Origin of the sequence: Mycolicibacterium anyangense, assembly GCF_010731855.1 — a bacterium.
In the GTDB taxonomy this organism is placed as follows: domain Bacteria; phylum Actinomycetota; class Actinomycetes; order Mycobacteriales; family Mycobacteriaceae; genus Mycobacterium; species Mycobacterium anyangense.
The window spans coordinates 4,372,848-4,389,193 of record NZ_AP022620.1 but is presented as its reverse complement, the minus strand read 5'-3'; the positions used below and the strand labels follow the sequence as shown (position 1 = coordinate 4,389,193).

The window sequence follows — 16,346 nt, the reverse complement described above, 5'->3', positions numbered from 1 at the left end:
TCCGGAATACAGGTCAGTTAGGCTGGCTTCACAGTGCCACCTCACTGTCGCGCGAGACAAATCCAGTCGGATCCGGTGGCGCGAGTACAGTGACGCAGCCGGACGCGCCGTCGACTCGAAGGAGATCACCGGTGCGCAGAATCGAGGTGCCGTCGTGCGTCCCGATGACGCAGGGAATCCCCATCTCACGGGCGACAATAGCCCCGTGCGACGACGTCGAACCGATGTCGATCACTGCACCGGCTGCCAAGTAGAACGCCGATGCCCACGAGGGATCGGTGGTACGGCAGACCAGGATCTCCCCCGGCTCCAGATCGTCGAGGTCCTCAGCACTGGCCAGGACTCGCGCCCGTCCTTCGACGACACCGTGGGCCGCCCCGATCCCCGTCACCGAGGTCGCGCCGGATCGACCGCGCTGTGCCCGCACGACGGGAGTCGGTGGCCCCACCCACGCATCGGGTACGTCGATCTGTTCGTATGCGGCCCGCAGTTCGCGCCGCGCAGCCACCCGCGCGCGGGCGTCGGCGGGTGGCACGCCGCGAATCTCGTCGATGGTCAGATAGAAGACATCCTCGACCACACCGATGGCCCCGCATGCCACAAGTTGCCGACCACGCACCCGGCAGGCCGCACGAGCACCATCAAATGCCTTGGCCAACGCTGCCTTTCCCTCTTCGCGCAGCGGAATGAACACCGCGCCCAGCCGCACCAGCAAGCGACCCAGCGGACGCTTCCACGGCGGCAAGGCCGCCAGCAGTTCCTGCTCGGCTGCTTCGCGCGCACGCCCGCGTGCTGCCGAGGCTGCCGCCGGGTCATCCCGGCCGGGTGCATTCCGGTACTTGTCGAGCAGTCGAGACACCAGCTCCGGCTGTTCACGCCAGGATGGATTGGAGACCTCGATCTCACCGGCGCAACGGAATCCGTAGTCGGCGAGGAAATCCTCGAGGGTGGCCCTGCCCTGCGCTACGTCGACGAGCGAGGTGACCAGACTGGTCTCGACCATGTTCCCGTAGCCGGTTGACAGTTCCAGATGAAGCCCCGGCCTGCCGATCGACTCCGCCATTGCCGACAGCGCATCGAAGATACCCTGCGCGACGAATGTTGCGCAGACGTGCACCCGCATCGCGTACTCGAGCATCTCCAGCGCTTGCGCGAACTGCGCGTCGATAGGCCGCTTCGCGCCGATCGAAGACGTTGCCATCCGCCACCACGTGTCCACCTCCTCGGCCATCGTGGCCAACCGCCGTGGAAGCCGGGCGACGGCCACGGGCGCCTTGGCCGCGATGAACGGGTACCTCCTGCGCGACGATGCGCCGGCGGCGTCGGTGCGCGACGAGCCGAAGATCTGCTCCTCGAAGGCCGCGCCCGAACGACCGGGAATCAGATCGCTCATCCGACGAAAGTAGTTGATGCTGGCCGTATATCGACCGAAGAACACCGTTGACGACGATTCCGCAGGCGTATCGGCCGTCTTGACGTCGACGCGCCGCAGTACACCCAGATCGTGGAATGTGCCGTTGACGGCACGATCACTGACCGGCAACCACAGAGTGGCTCCGAGCGGACTCATGACGCCCTGGTAGTTCTCCCGTGTGTTGATCGTCGACCACGCGTCGTGCGGCCCGGACTCACGATGCATCGGATTCGGTGAGAACAGATCGACCGTCATCAGACGCCTACCGCCTGCCGCCGCCAAACCTCCAACAGCCTGGCATTCTGGCCGGGTGTGCTTCCGTAGGTGGCGATTTCGTCAGCGCCGGCGTGCGCGAACTCGCGCAGCTTGGCGGCGCACTGCTGGACAGTGCCCAACGCACACGTGGCGTTCATCCAGTCATCCGGCACCAGTTGGGCGGCGTCCATCAGTTGGATGCGATGCAGTGCGGTGTCGATCAGTTCGTCGGTGGTGTCGTGCGCCCGGGTGAGGAACTGCCGAAGCCGGTTCACCGGTTCCTGGCTCCAGCCGTTGACGCGGATCAGTGCTGCGCCGTATTCCGGCGCCTGCAAATAAGTGACGGCTCTCGCATGGGCCAGGGCGCGAGTCTCGGCCTCGCTCAGATCGGGAGCGGTCACCACACACTGGACAATGCGCAGCGAGGCGGGGTCGCGTCCGATCACCTCGCACGCATGGCGCAGCCTACCCACCGAGCTGGCGGTGGCTTCAGGTGTCATCATCGGTGGCAGGATGACTCCGTCGAAGGCTTTCGCCACGGCCGCAGCAGCTTTCGGCAGTCCGAAGGTACCGTAGAAGATCTTGGGGGCCGGACCGTGATAGATGTCCCCGAGCTTGATCTGCTCGTGGCGCCCCGCCGGGCCGTCATAGCTCACCACCTCGCCGGCCCACAGGCGACGCAGGATGTCGACGTAGTCGACGATGCCATCGAAACCGGCGGTCTGCAGCCCTTCGTGGCGCAGGTACGCATGATCGCCACGGCCAAGCCCGAGCAGGAATCGCGGACCGGCGGCGGCCTGCATGGTCGCACCGAAAGCCGCCATGTGGAGCACGTGTCGACGGGCGGGTGACACCAGCCCGGTACCCAGACCGATCCGCTCGGTGCGCGCACCGATCGCACCGAGGACAACACCGGCTTCCTTGAGGTTCCAGCGTTCGGAAAGGTAGACGTTTGCGAACCCGAGCTTCTCGGCCTCGACGCCGTCGTCGATACCCTGCCGCACCGTGCGGGCGGCGGTCTCGTTGGCGAGGACTTCCGGCAGCTCTGACACCACGCGCCCGGCGATGACGTAGGCGCCGAGATCTGGTGACCTGCTCTCGTTCTGAGTCATGGCTGCTGACCGTTCAGGTTCAGGGCCACATGTGGGGCATCCTCGAGAACCTCGACCGTCCCGTTGTCGCCGTCGACCTTGACGAACTGGCCGTCGGCGATCGTACGGCTACCCGTCTCGGTGCCGCACACGCAGGGAATGCCGAGTTCGCGGGCGACGATCGGGCCGTGGCTGAGTAGACCGCCGTGATCGGTCACGACGGCACCCGCCACCATGAACAGCGGTACCCATGCCGGGTCCGTGGTTTCACATACGAGGATGTCGCCGTCGTCGAGTTCGACCTCGTCGGGGTCGCTGACGATCCGGGCTCGTCCGGTGGCCACACCGCCGCTGGCGGCCACCCCGGAGATCACCTCACCAACACGGAGCCGGGTCGACGAGGCACCTGCGAGTGAGACGATCTCCGGTGAGCCCGTCCACGATTTGGGCAGGCGCAGTGACTGGCGGACACGGTACCGGGACGCGCGGGCGACTACGAGTTCCGTTTTGTCCCCGCTGATCCCGTCCATCAGGTCGCGATAGCTCAGATGGAACACGTCTTCGGGCTCGGGGATCACCCCCCGGTCGACGAGGAGGGTGCCCATCCGGCGGGACGTCGCCCGCGCCACGTCGAACGCGATCAGATAGCCGGCCTTCCCCTGTTCACGCAGGGCAAGGTAGCGCGTGGCGATCTTCACCAGCGCGCCAACCGCTACTCGCTTGGCCGTCGACATCCCGGCAGTGAGCTGACTCAGCGCTTCTTCGCGTCGCGCGGCCTGCGCGGCGCTGCGGACGCGGGGTGCGCGTGCGCTGTCTGGCGGGATCGCACGGTAGTCGGCCATCCGCGCAAGGATCGGACTGGGGTCCTCACGCCATGTCACACCGGAGATCTGACCCTCATTGGGGCCGTGATAGCCGTGCCGGTCGGTGAATTCGCGCAGCGTGACCATGCCATGGGCCAAGGCCCACAGGTCGTGGGCGACTTCGTTCTCGTCGGTGCCCACACCAGAAAGCAGCGCGGCCTCCAGTCCATCATGGCCGGCCGCCTTCGCGATATCGGCGACCTTCTCAGCCAGCGACGAGCTGAGCATCGCCACGCCCATGTGGATGCTCATGATGTCCTCGAACCGTTTCCTGGCGTCGGCAAGGGCGGCGCGGCACTCGTACTGATCGTAACGATGTACTGCCCTCAGTCGGTCGAGCCGCCAGCGCCTCAGCTCGGCGAACATAGCGTCGTGTCGGGTGGGGGTTCGCAGTGCCCAGCGCGGCGCCTTGGCCAGTATGTAGGGGTACCGCTCGCGCGTGTTCTCGTCGACAGTTCCCTCCCGGACGAAACCGAACAATTGCTGCTCGACCGCACTCGCAGTGGTTCCGGGCATGCGGTTGGCGATGTCACGGAACTTGTTGATATTGCCTGCTCCCCAACCGTCGAAGACCGACCAGAAGCAGTCTTCGACGGTATGGGGCACCAGCAGCTCGTCGGCCGAGTACACCCCGAGGTCGAAGAACATTCGGCGAAACGCCATCTCCATCGGTGCGAACACGAAGCTCATACCCAAAGTGGTGAAGACACCCGGAAACGCCTCCGCGACATTGCCGGTGGTCCAGGTGAGCTCACTGTCGGGATCCACCGTGTCGAGACAGTCCAGCATGGATTCGACGGTCGTCACGACCGGTCTCCTTGCTCGGCTGCTCGCTGTTCCATCAGTGCAACGAGACCCCCTGCAGTATCGGCACTTCCGATGCTGTCGCGCAGCCATCCTTCGAAGGTGGCGAGGTCGTCGTCATCGGCAGCGAGGGAGGGCTGCACCGGGAGTTCCCCCAGGTACACCGTGCCGGTGTCGGCATCGACGGTAACGACCTCGCCGGCTAGGGCGGTGACGGAATCGGGTCCGCAACCCACCACGCAGGGCACAGCCATCTCACGGCACACCACCGCGGCGTGCGAGGTCGATCCGCCGATTTCGGTCAACACCGCGACCGAGACCGACATCGCAGCCACGTCGTCGGGATCGGTGGTCTGCCGTGCCAGCACCACCGGCCGGCCATCATCGGCGAGGGCCTCTGCTTCGTCGGAGTCGGTGACCACCACGCCGGTGGCTATCCCGGGACAGGCTGGCTTCCCTGCGGCAACGGCGCTGCCGGCGTGGCTGGGATCCAGCGACGGACGAAGCAGTGCGCGAACCTGATCCAGGGTCAGGCGATCCAGTGCATCGCTTCGGGTGATGAGCTGTTCACGCTCCAGTTGAACAGCGAAGCGAAGCGCCGCCTGGGGCGACCGCTTGGCCGCCCGCGACTGCAGCAACCACAACCGGCCGGACTGCACGGTGAACTCGATGTCCTGGACGTCGCGGCCGTGGCGTTCCAGTACTGCCGCAGCAGCAAGGAGATCCCGATGGACCTCGGGAAGAACGTCGCGAAGATCATCGAGATGGCGCGCATCGTGTCGACCCGAGACCACGTCCTCACCCTGCCCACGCGGCAGCCACTCGCCATAGGGTTCCGGCCTGCCACTCAGCGGGTCCCTGGTGAACAGGACACCCGTGCCGGACGCGTCATCAAGATTTCCGAACACCATGGCCTGAACGGTGACTGCGGTACCGCCCTGCTCGGTGAGCCCGCGCGCACGTCGGTAGGACTGGGCGCGCTTGGAGTTCCACGAATCGAGCACCGCTCGTACAGCGAGTTCCAATTGCAACCACGGTGATTCGGGAGCCGGTGCACCGACTACCTTCGCGAACTGTTCTTCGAACCTGCGGCGGGTGTCGGAAGCGTAGGCCGCATCTGACGTCTCGTCGGCGAGCACCCGCTCGATTGCCGCGTTGATGCCGAGATTCAGGATGGTGTCCATCATTCCCGGCATCGAGTGGGCCGCACCCGACCGTACCGACACCAGCAACGGCTGCTCGACGGATCCGAAGCGACGTCCGGTGTGTTTTTCCAGAATCGCCATCGCAGAGGCGATCTCGTCAAGAAGTCCGCCCGGCAACTCACGGTCGTTCTCGTAGTACTGCCGGCACACGTCGGTGGTGATAACGAACGCCGGGGGGACGGGGATACCGAGGGACATCATGTGCTGGATGCTCCAGGCCTTCCCGCCGGCTTGCTCCCTGGTCAGCTGACCGGAGCCACGGAGTGCGTGGACGCGATTGGTGGTCTCGGCGAGAGCGCTCATTCGGCCCGACCCGCTGCCGCCTCTTCGGCACGGGACAGCCCGGCCAGGCCGATCAGTTCCTCGTGAAGCTCGAACCACACCGTGTGGTAGCTGTCGGCCAGCGGCTTGGCGAACCACGAGTGGTCGCCGTCGGCGATGCGGGCCAACGCCGACCCGAACCGTCCGGGATAGTGCGACAGTCGAGGAGCGACCTCGACGATCCGCGCCAACAGGGGTTGGAAATCCCTGTCCAGCCAACCCAGATCGACGATCACGGCCTGGTCGTACTCGGCGTCAGTGTGATCATTCGGAGTATCGGCGGTCCTGAGCTGCCAGCGCGTCATCAGCGATTTCAGAGCGCTGTTGTGCTTGTCGAACTCGTGATACAGCCGCTCCAATGCCACCTGGTCGATGCTCGCGCGTTCCACGGCGAGCAGCTCTTCCAGCTGCGCGCGCCCGGCGGGCGTCAGCTTGAGGCGCCCACGCAGTTCCTCTGCCAGCTCGGCCCCGGTCAACCCCTCGACGATGTCCTGGACACTGTCGGTCCCCAAGCCGGTGGCGGCGGTCAGCTCCGCAACCGGGACCCGCCCCTTTAAACGCAGTGCCTGAAGTACCCGAAGCCGGTCGGCAGTCATGGCCGTCCTCCTTACTGTCTCGATCCGAATTGGTGAAATACGCTGGTGGGTCAGAAGACCCGATGCACAATGCCCTGTTCGACGAAACCCGCTCCACGGGCGTTCGCACAGTCGAGCGTCATGAAGTCGTCGTAGGTGCCGAAAGCCGGACCGTCGGTGTCCCGGCCCATCGGGACGAAGAAGCCCGCCCTGCGGGAACTCATTTCGATGATCTCGACGCGACCGTCGGCAAGCGTGAGGGTGCTGGACAGGAACTGCGCCGCCGCGTTGCGCCTGAACTTGATGTCGGTGATCAGCACGGCCCCCGAGCCGTCCACCCAGTATCCGTCGGACCGCAGGTCGCCGTTGGTACCCAGAAACTTCATCGCCGAGACGAAAGTGCTGTCGATAACGCACACCAGACCGGCGTACTCGAGCCATTGCGCGGATTCATCGCGGAAACCCCAGGTGCGGTCCCGCATCCCGGTGGCGTTCACCGTCCAGCTTCGCCCGCCGGAATCGATCGTCCCCTTGAGTGTGCAGGCCTGTTGGAAGTGCTGCAGGGGCTTTCCCGGCACCAGCGGAGGGATCAGGTCGTTGAGGCTGAAATCAGCAGGTGTCCACAGCGGCGCATTGCCGAGTCGGGCGCTGACGTCCGGGTGATCGACGGTGATCGTTCCGTCCAGGCCGAAGGAAATCGATTCGCTGTCAAAGGATCCGACGGGGAGTTCTTCGATCACCTCGATGTTCTGGCCCTGCAGATACACCGAGAATCGCGCGCGGCGCGCCTTGGCGTCATTGGGTGACGTCGAGACATGGAAGCTGCCATAGACCTCCCCGTCGACATCCCAGAACGACAGGTAGGCATTGTCTTTCCAGGTCGGCTCGCCGGGTCCGGCCCCATCGGCATGCACGGCGGTGGACAGCGGTCCCCAGGCCTGGACGCCGCCCGCGTACTCGGAAGGGGAGCTGATGGTGCTCGTCACTGTGATGACTCCTTGCTGGTTGTGGATTGCGGATTTCGTTCGATGAGTTCGACGGTCCCTGTCGAACCGTCGACGCGGATGATGTCCCCAGTACGCAGTGCGCTGGTGCCCGACCCGGTGTTCATCACACACGGGATGCCCAATTCCCTTGCCACAACTGCGGCATGGCTCATCAGGCCACCGATGTCGACCACCAGCGCCGAACTGAGGAACATCAACGACACCCATGACGGGTCGGTGGTATGCGCGATGAGGATGTCGCCGTCCTCGATGTCGGCATCCGCGGGGTCGGTGACCACGACCGCCCTGCCTTCTGCGACACCCGCGCAGGCGCCGATCCCGGAGAGGGCGTCGACGTCCGCGGACTGCCCGGTATCGACGATCTGTGGCTCGGGCTGACCGGTCCAGGCGCTGGGAAGTGTCATCGCCTGGTAGCGCCCACGGAGCGCCCTGCGTTCGGACACCACCGCCTGCAAGTCGGTCGCGTTGTCGCCGACCGCCGCACCTGTCAGCTCCTCGACTGTCAGGAAGAAGGCATCATCAGGTTCTGCCAACCGCCCGGCCTCGACCAGGATGGACCCGATCCGGCGGGCAGAGGCACGTAATACGTCCAGGCACTGCAGGTAGGCCACCTTCCCGGTGCCCCGCAACGGAATGACCCGCCGGGCGATGGCCAGGACGGCGCGGGCCCGGGCCCGCCCGATCGGCCCGAAGGCTGCCAGCAGGGCTCGTTCGGCCGCGTCCCGCTCCCGCCGGTGCGAGGCAGCGTCGGCATCGGGCGACTCCGAGTCGGGCCTGGCCCGGTAGCGGTCCAGCAATGCCTGCACAGCCGACGGCTCTTCGCGCCACACGCGGGTCGCGAGCTCGCCCTCACCCGGGCCGTGGTATCCGTGCCTGCCGAGGAACTCGTCGATCGTGAGTGCCCCACGCGAGGTGGCCCACAAGTCGGCCAGAACGGCACCCTCCTCGTGCGGAGCGCCCCGCAGCAGCACCGCGGGATCAACCCCAGCGGTCGCACACACGGTGGCCAACTGCTCCTGCACTGGCTGGATGGTGGTGGCCGAGATGACGGCCTGGGCTGCGAGTGCGTCGAAGAACCGGTCGCGGGCATCGGCACCGAGCCGTTGTGCAGCAACCAATTCCAACTGCGGCATCCGGCTCACGGCGGTTCGCCACCAAGCGTCGGTCTCGGTCCGGAGCCGCCGGATCCGGCGGCCGATGGTGGCCAGCGTTCGGGGATAGTGGACAACGATGTGCGGCAGCCGCCGCTTGGACGGTCGGCTCTGGAAGTCGGGCGGGACGAACCCGAAGAAGTCACGCGCGAGCGCCTCCCCCGACTGCCCGGGAATCAGGTCGCCGATCTCGCAGAGAAAATCGACGCGTACGGCCATCCGGCCGCAGAAGGTGTTGGTGATGCGCTGACTGTCGTCTTCTGGGATGGTGCCGCGAGCTGCGGGCAGCGCTCCCATCGCGACGAAAGGCTGCCGCAGACCCAGCTCGCTGGCAGGCACCCACACGCTTGCGCACAACGGGGTCATGACGCCCGGCACAGCTTCGGCGAGGTTGATGGAGCTCCACGTCGCGGTGGCCGGCGACCACCCGTGCAGCACGTTGGACTCGATGTGATGCAGTGCCGCATCCGGTGTCATCGAGACTCCAATCACGTTTCGAATTTAGAATAAAATCGAAGTATACGATGTGGACATGCCTGCGGCAAGCATCTTGTCTTGCCTGCTCATAGGTGCAATTTGCGGTCAGGGCACGCTGCGCGCATCGGCCAGACAGCACACACCGCCCGCAGTGACTAGGCTGGCGCCTTTCCGGCATGAGGAGGCGACATGTCCGCCGAGGCGCCCTCACCCGCCGCGCCCCAGGGCCCGGCCGGCCACATCCGGCTGACCTCACACAGCGGCGCCGACGACGCGCCGCCGATCCAGTGGGGCGCATCGACCGGAACCGAACGGGGTCCGCTGGTCGGTACGACTACCAACCGCCGCCACCGCAACGTGATCGGGGCACACAGTGGTTCCTACGGCGTATACCGCGCTCTGGCGGTGGCCGCCGGTGCGCTGTCGCGCGAGCATCGGGCCGACCTGACCAACACCGCACCGACCGACGTCATCGGGCCGTACCCGCAATGGAGCAGGCCGGGTGCGATCGTCAGCCTGGACCCGTGGGGCGCCATGGTCGCCGACGTGTTCTCCGCAGAGCTGGCCGCCGGCCACGACATTCGGCCGACCATCGCCGTCACCAAAGCCCATGTGATCCTTCCCGAGATCACCGAGGCGATCGACCGAGGACGCCTGCACCCCGACGGCCGGGTGCTGCTGCCCGGCGGGGCTGCCCTGGTCACCAAGGCCGCGATCGAGCCCGTGTGGTACCTACCTGGGGTCGCCGAGCGCTTCGGATGCAGCGAGGCGCACCTGCGCCGGACGCTGTTCGAGGAGACCGGCGGCATGTACCCGGAACTGGTGACACGCTCGGACCTGGAGGTCTTCCTTCCGCCGATCGGCGGCCAGACCATCTACATCTTCGGCGCACCAAGGGATTTGGCAGATCCGAGCGTGGAGCTCACTGCGCGTGTACACGACGAGTGCAACGGGTCGGATGTGTTCGGTTCCGACATCTGCACCTGCCGGCCGTATCTGACGCATGCGATCGAGGAGTGCATCCTCGGCGCTCAACGCGGCGGCGTAGGGCTGATCTCCTACTCCCGCAAGGAAGGCCGCGCACTCGGTGAGGTGACGAAGTTCCTGGTCTACAACGCCCGTAAACGGCAGGAGGGCGGCGACACCGCCGAAGGATACTTCGCCCGCACCGAATGTGTTGCGGGAGTGCAGGACATGCGTTTCCAGGAGCTGATGCCCGACGTCCTGCACTGGCTGGGGATCACCCGCATCCACCGGCTGGTGTCGATGAGCAATATGAAGTACGACGCGATTATCGGCGCCGGGATCGAGGTGGGTGAACGGGTCAACATTCCCGACGAACTCATCCCGCCCGATGCGCGCGTGGAGATCGACGCGAAGATGGCCGCCGGGTACTTCACTCCCGGCCCGGTGCCCGACGCGGACGAACTGAAGAAGCCCAAGGGGCGGGGACTGCACGGGTGAGGTCGGCAACCGAGGTCGATACTCCGGCGGGAGCGGCGGCAGCACTGCTCAGCACAACAGCCGTTCGGGAGCGGGCGCGACAGCTGACCGAGCGGGCCCGCGCGGGTGAATCCGCGTGGTTCACCATCGACGACGACGCCCTGGCCGCCGCGGCCACTGAGGTCGCCGACGTGACCCGCGGCAGCTATCCAGACCTGCAGATCCCGTTGCACAGCCGGTGGCGGCACATCCAATCGGCAGGTGTGGACCGCAAGGCGGCTCTCGACGGGATGCTGGCCGGCCTCGACGCCCGGGCCAGGGCTCGCGCGCTGGTCGACCTCACCGTGGTCAGCGTGCTCCTCGACGCCGGCGCGGGGCCAGCCTGGAGCTACCACGAGCCGCAGACGGGCCTGCGACTGAGCCGATCGGAAGGGCTGGGAGTGGCCAGCTTTCACGCCTTCATCGACGGCATGTTCTCCAGCGACCCCGACGACCCGCTGCGAGTCGACGCCCGCGGCCTGGCCGGGTTGACCGAACAGCGATTGGCAGAGGCATTCCAGGTCGACCGCGACAACCCGCTGGTGGGCCTCGGTGGCCGGGCGGCGTTGCTGCACCGGCTGGGCCAGGCGCTGACGAGTGCGCCGGCCATCTTCGGCGCCGACGGCCGCCCGGGTGGGCTGGTCACCGCATTGTGCCCGTCCGGCCACCACCGCGTCGCCGCCCACGACATCCTCGCTGCGGTGCTGACCCTGCTGGGTGGAATATGGCCCAGCGGCAACAAGATCGGTGATGTTCCGGTGGGTGACTGCTGGCGGCATGCCGCTGTGACCGGTCCCGGCCTCACCGCCGGCTGGGTGCCGTTCCACAAGCTGTCGCAGTGGCTCACCTATTCGCTGCTGGAGCCGTTCGAGTGGTCGGGTGTGACGGTGACCGGCCTCGACGAGCTGACCGGCCTGCCGGAGTACCGAAACGGTGGGCTTTTCCTCGACACCGGGGTGCTGCGCCTGCGGGATGCTGCGGCTGCACACCGAAGTTACCGCGCAGCAGACGAATTGGTGGTCGAGTGGCGGGCCTTGACGGTCATCCTTCTCGATGAACTGGCACCACTGGTCCGCGCCCGCCTTGGCGTCGATGCCGAACAGATGCCGCTGGCGTGCGTCCTGGAAGGTGGCAGTTGGGCAGCGGGCCGCGCACTGGCGCAACGGTTACGTGATGGCTTGCCGCCGCTGACAGTCGTCAGTGACGGCACGGTGTTCTAGGGGCAGACCATGCACAACGTCCATGTTGTCGACCACCCGCTGGTGCAGCACAAGCTGACGCTGATGCGACGAAAAGAAACTTCCACCAACACATTCCGGCGGCTGGCCAATGAGATCTCCACCCTGATGGCCTACGAGGTACTGCGCGACACCCCCACTCAGCAGATCGCCGTCCACACCCCGCTGGAAACCACCACAGGCACCGTGATCGACGGCAAGAAGCTGGTGTTCGTCTCGATCCTGCGGGCCGGGACCGGAGTGCTGGACGGGATGCTGACGGTGGTGCCGGGTGCCCGGATCGGGCACATCGGGTTGTATCGGGACCCGAAGACCCTGGTCGCTGTGGAGTACTACTTCAAGATGCCCAGCGATCTGCATGAGCGCGAAGTCGTCGTGGTGGATCCGATGCTGGCCACCGGGAACTCGGCGGTCGCGGCGGTGGACCGGCTCAAGGAGTTCGCACCGCGCTCGATCAAGTTCGTCTGTCTGCTCACCTGCCCGGAGGGCATCGCCGCACTGCAGCTCGCCCATCCCGATGTGCCGATCTACACCGCCGCGGTGGACCGGGCGCTCGACGAGCACGGCTATATCGTGCCGGGACTCGGGGATGCCGGCGATAGGTTGTTCGGTACCAAGTGAATCACCAGCTGCCATGCGCCATTCAAGTGGATGTAACCCGACCGCCCTAGCTTCGCGGCATGTCGCAGATGGATCGACGCACGCTGATGCGTGCCGTGGCGCTCGCCGTCGTCGCCGCCGGTACCCGCTGTGCGCCGGCCAATGCCAGCCCACCGCCGCCGCCGACCGGACGGGTGCCGCAAGGCATCGTCAACCGACTTCCCGGCGACGGCAATCAGCTCGCCCTGACCATCGATGACGGCACCAACACCGCGGTCGTCGCCGCGTTCGCACAGTTCTGCCGCGACAGCGGGGCTCGGCTGACGTTCTTTCCCAACGGTGTCAATCCGTCGTGGACGGTCAACGCCCCCGCGCTGCGGCCGATGGTCGATTCCGGCCAGATCGTGCTCGGCAACCACACCTGGAGCCACCCCAACCTGACCCGGGTGGGAGCGGGCGCGGTGGCCGATCAGATCCAGCGCAACGCCGACTTCCTGCGCAACACCTACGGTGTCGACGGCAGACCGTTCTTCCGGCCGCCCTATGGTGCGCGCACCCCGGACATCGACGGCATCGCCGGCGATCTCGGCTACCCGACGATCACGTTGTGGAGTGCAACCATCGGCGATTCCAAGCCGGTCGACGAGCAGCAGCTGATCGGTTTCGCCCAGCAGTCGTTCCAGCCGCAACAGATCGTGCTGGGCCATGCCAATCTGCCGCCGGTAACGCACACCTACGCCCAGCTGCTCGACATCATCAATCAGCGTGGGCTGCAGACCGTCACCCTCGCCGACGTCTTCGCATGACCGGCAGCACCCACAGCGTTCCTTCAGCAAACCGACAGTCACAGATGGATCAATGGTGATGTGACAACGACGTTTACCGCCGCAGTGGAGCATGACGACGCCGCGGTGGTACCCGCACCGGTCCGAGCGTCGCGATCAGAACGAGCCGGCCTGGCGGCGCTGCTGTTGGGCACCGCTGTGCTCTACCTGTGGCATATCACCGTCAACGGGATGGCCAACCAGTTCTATGCGGGTGCCGCGCTGGCCGGCTCCAGGAACTGGAAGGCCCTGCTGTTCGGGTCCCTGGATCCGGCGAACTTCATCACCGTCGACAAGCCGCCCGTGTCGCAATGGGTGATGGGCGCCTCGGGTCAGCTGTTCGGGTTCAGCAGCGCGAGCATGCTGGTGCCCGAGGCGCTGATGGCGGTGGCCGCGGTATGGCTGGTCTACGCGTCGGTCGGCCGGGTCTGCGGTCCGCGGGCCGGCCTACTGGCGGGTGCCGTGCTCGCGCTGACCCCGGTGGCGGCGTTGATGTTCCGGTTCAACAACCCCGATGCCGCCATGGTTCTGCTCATGACGGCAGCGGCGTACTGCACGGTGCGCGCGCTCGAGCGGGCCAGCGGCCGCTGGCTGGCGTGGGCCGGGGTGGCGCTGGGATTCGCGTTCCTGGCCAAGATGCTCGAAGGCCTTCTCCTGGTGCCCGCGGTGGCACTGGCGTATCTGGTCGCGGCACCCACGGACCTACCGCGTCGGGTCCTGCACCTGGTGGGCTCGGCCGTTGCGTGCATCGTCTCGGCGGGCTGGTTCGTCGTGCTGACGCTGGTGTGGCCGGCCTCCGCGCGGCCCTACCTCGCCGGATCGACCGACAACAGCTTCATGAACCTGGTGCTGGGCTACAACGGATTCGCCCGGGTAGCGGGCCGCAACCACGACATCTTCGGGGCCCCGGATCCGCTCGGCTCCTCGGCCGGTGATCAGCTTCAAAGGACCCACCTGGGCGGCTTCGGCGGCCAGCAGGAAGGGCTGGGCAGGTTGTTCTCGGGGGAGTTCGGCTTCGAGATCGGCTGGCTTGTCCCGACCGCGCTGCTGTCCATCGTGCTGGTACTGATCTCGCGCGGCCGGGTACCGCGCACCGACCCGGTCCGCGCCGCGACGCTGTTGTTCGGCGGCTGGCTGGTGATCAACGGGCTGGTGCTCAGTTACATGAAGGGGATGGTCCACCCGTACTACTGCTTGTCGCTGGCCCCTGCGGTGGCCGCCATGATCGGCATCGGCGCCCACGAGATGTGGGCCCGCCGATCCGGTCTGCTCGGCCGGCTGGGCCTGGCGGCGCTGATCCTGGTGACCGGTGTCTGGAGCTGGTGGCTTCTGGGCCGAAATCCGGCCTGGTTGCCCGCACTGCGGTGGACGGTCCTCGGTGCGGCGGTGCTGGCCGCGGCGGCACTGGCCTTTTCGGCGCGGTCGCGGCGACGGGTGGCCATGGTGTCGGCCGCAGTAGCGGCCGGGGCGCTGCTGGCCGGTCCGGCCGCCTACGCAGTGGCCACCATCGGCACCGCCCACCACGGCGGCAGCCCGACGGTCGGGCCCCCGCGACCGGAGACCGCAGCCATGTCTAAGGCGTTCGGCGGGCCAGTCGAAAACCCGCGGCTGGCATCGCTGCTGCGTGCCACCACCACCAGGTGGTCGGCGGCGGTCATCGGATCGTCACCGGCCGCCGGTCTCGAATTGTCCAGCGGCACAGCGGTGATGGCGATCGGTGGATTCACCGGTCACGACCCGGTCCCGACACTGCACCAGTTCCAGTCCGACGTCACAGCCGGATTGGTTCGTTATTACGTCGTCGAGAAGGATTGGCGGGGCCGGCCCAACAATTGGCCGCAACCCGGTAAGCACGCGGCCATCACCGACTGGGTCACCGCGACGTTCCCGGTGACCCACGTCGGTGATGCCGATGTCTACGACCTGTCCCGGACGAAGTAGTCAGGCGGCCCGCGCCAGTTCGGTCGCGGCGTTGCGTACCCGTTCCGGCACAGCCAATTTCACGATCTTGCGCACCACGGTCGCGAACTGCTTGGGCAACGGCCCGGCGTTGTACGGCACACCGTAGCGGCGGCAGACTTCACGCACCTCCGGGGCGACCTCGGCGTAACGCCTGGCCGGCAGATCGGGGAACAGGTGGTGCTCGATCTGGTGTGACAGGTTGCCCGACAGGATGTGGAACAGCTTGCCACCGGTCAGATTGGCCGAACCCAGCACCTGGCGGAAGTACCACTGCCCACGGGACTCGTTGCGGGTCTCCTCGATGGAGAATTCCTGGGTGCCCTCGGGGAAGTGCCCGCAGAAGATGATGGCGTAGGACCACACGTTGCGCATCAGGTTGGCGGTCATGTTACCGGCGAACACGAACGGCGCGAACGGCCCGGCCAGAAGCGGGAAGGCGACGTAGTCCTTGAGTGTCTGCCGTCGGGTCTTGCGCCAGATCTCCTGCAGCACTTCCCGTTTGTCGGCCATCGAGATCTCGCCGGCCCGAATCCGGTCGGCTTCCAGTTCGTGCAGTGCCACCCCGTACTGGAACAGCACCATCAACAGGAAGGCGTACAGCGGGTTGCCCAGGTAGTACGGCCGCCACGGCTGGTCGGGGCTCATCCGCAGGATTCCGTAACCGATGTCGCGGTCCATGCCGACGATGTTGGTGTAGGTGTGGTGGGAAAAGTTGTGCGAATGCCGCCACTGGTTGGCCGGGCATGCGGTGTCCCACTCGAAGGTGCGGCCGCACAGGGCCGGATCACCGGTCCACTCGTACTGCCCGTGCATGACGTTGTGGCCGATCTCCATGTTGTCGAGGATCTTCGACAGGCCCAGTAGCGCGGTGCCCGCCAGCCAGGCCGGCGGAAAGATGCCGGCGAACAACAGTGCGCGGCCCGCGATCTCCATACCGCGCTGGGCCTTGATGACACGGCGGATGTAGTCGACGTCGGCCTGGCCGAGGTCGGCGATCACCCGGTCGCGGATCGCGTCGAGTTCCCGGCCGAAGGCGTCGGCCTGCTCCGGTGTGAGCGTGATGTGTGGCTGAGTCAT

At 66.5% G+C, this 16,346-nt stretch carries 13 protein-coding genes; 5 read left to right on the top strand and 8 right to left on the bottom strand.

Annotated features, from left to right (window positions below; genetic code table 11):
* Positions 1 to 28: 28 nt before the first annotated feature.
* The 7 genes from G6N35_RS20780 to G6N35_RS20750 are packed head-to-tail and all read right to left on the bottom strand — an operon-like array spanning position 29 to position 9,025.
* Positions 29 to 1,669: a PEP-utilizing enzyme gene (locus G6N35_RS20780; RefSeq protein WP_163805949.1), complete on the bottom strand. Its 1,641-nt coding sequence runs from the start codon at positions 1,667 to 1,669 to the stop codon at positions 29 to 31.
* Positions 1,669 to 2,781 carry a TIGR03857 family LLM class F420-dependent oxidoreductase gene (locus G6N35_RS20775; RefSeq protein ID WP_163805948.1) on the bottom strand — a complete coding sequence of 371 codons (1,113 nt, stop codon included), beginning with the start codon at positions 2,779 to 2,781 and terminating at the stop codon, positions 1,669 to 1,671. Before G6N35_RS20775 ends, G6N35_RS20780 begins: the two co-directional genes overlap by 1 nt.
* A complete protein-coding gene (locus G6N35_RS20770) occupies positions 2,778 to 4,430 on the bottom strand; it encodes a PEP-utilizing enzyme (protein ID WP_246224427.1) in 1,653 nt (550 codons plus the stop codon). The genes G6N35_RS20775 and G6N35_RS20770 overlap by 4 nt, the downstream gene beginning before the upstream one ends.
* The gene (locus tag G6N35_RS20765; RefSeq protein ID WP_163805947.1) at positions 4,427 to 5,935 is read right to left on the bottom strand and encodes a pyruvate, phosphate dikinase; all 1,509 of its coding nucleotides are present in this window, start codon (positions 5,933 to 5,935) and stop codon (positions 4,427 to 4,429) included. The genes G6N35_RS20770 and G6N35_RS20765 overlap by 4 nt, the downstream gene beginning before the upstream one ends.
* Positions 5,932 to 6,549 (bottom strand): hypothetical protein, encoded by a 618-nt coding sequence (locus G6N35_RS20760; RefSeq protein WP_163805946.1) that lies wholly within the window; start codon positions 6,547 to 6,549, stop codon positions 5,932 to 5,934. Before G6N35_RS20760 ends, G6N35_RS20765 begins: the two co-directional genes overlap by 4 nt.
* A 50-nt stretch (positions 6,550 to 6,599) precedes the next feature.
* Positions 6,600 to 7,514 (bottom strand): DUF7064 domain-containing protein, encoded by a 915-nt coding sequence (locus tag G6N35_RS20755; protein WP_163805945.1) that lies wholly within the window; start codon positions 7,512 to 7,514, stop codon positions 6,600 to 6,602.
* Positions 7,511 to 9,025: a PEP-utilizing enzyme gene (locus tag G6N35_RS20750; protein ID WP_163807825.1), complete on the bottom strand. Its 1,515-nt coding sequence runs from the start codon at positions 9,023 to 9,025 to the stop codon at positions 7,511 to 7,513. Before G6N35_RS20750 ends, G6N35_RS20755 begins: the two co-directional genes overlap by 4 nt.
* A 327-nt stretch (positions 9,026 to 9,352) precedes the next feature.
* On the opposite strand from G6N35_RS20750, the gene G6N35_RS20745 reads away from it, so the two are divergent.
* Genes G6N35_RS20745 through G6N35_RS20725 form a run of 5 tightly spaced genes read left to right on the top strand, consistent with a single transcriptional unit; the run spans position 9,353 to position 15,248 of the window.
* Positions 9,353 to 10,627 (top strand): GTP cyclohydrolase II, encoded by a 1,275-nt coding sequence (locus tag G6N35_RS20745; RefSeq protein ID WP_163805944.1) that lies wholly within the window; start codon positions 9,353 to 9,355, stop codon positions 10,625 to 10,627.
* Positions 10,624 to 11,865 carry a URC4/urg3 family protein gene (locus G6N35_RS20740; protein ID WP_163805943.1) on the top strand — a complete coding sequence of 414 codons (1,242 nt, stop codon included), beginning with the start codon at positions 10,624 to 10,626 and terminating at the stop codon, positions 11,863 to 11,865. The genes G6N35_RS20745 and G6N35_RS20740 overlap by 4 nt, the downstream gene beginning before the upstream one ends.
* Positions 11,866 to 11,874: 9 nt before the next feature.
* On the top strand, positions 11,875 to 12,504 hold the full coding sequence (upp, locus tag G6N35_RS20735) for a uracil phosphoribosyltransferase (protein ID WP_163805942.1): 630 nt from the start codon (positions 11,875 to 11,877) through the stop codon (positions 12,502 to 12,504).
* A gap of 59 nt (positions 12,505 to 12,563) precedes the next feature.
* Entirely contained in the window at positions 12,564 to 13,289 is a 726-nt protein-coding gene (locus tag G6N35_RS20730; RefSeq protein ID WP_163805941.1) for a polysaccharide deacetylase family protein, read from the top strand.
* A 60-nt stretch (positions 13,290 to 13,349) separates the two neighbouring features.
* Positions 13,350 to 15,248: an ArnT family glycosyltransferase gene (locus tag G6N35_RS20725; protein ID WP_407664569.1), complete on the top strand. Its 1,899-nt coding sequence runs from the start codon at positions 13,350 to 13,352 to the stop codon at positions 15,246 to 15,248.
* On the opposite strand, the gene G6N35_RS20720 is transcribed toward G6N35_RS20725, so the two are convergent.
* Positions 15,249 to 16,346, bottom strand: coding sequence for a fatty acid desaturase family protein (locus tag G6N35_RS20720; protein WP_163805940.1), 1,098 nt, complete (start codon positions 16,344 to 16,346; stop codon positions 15,249 to 15,251).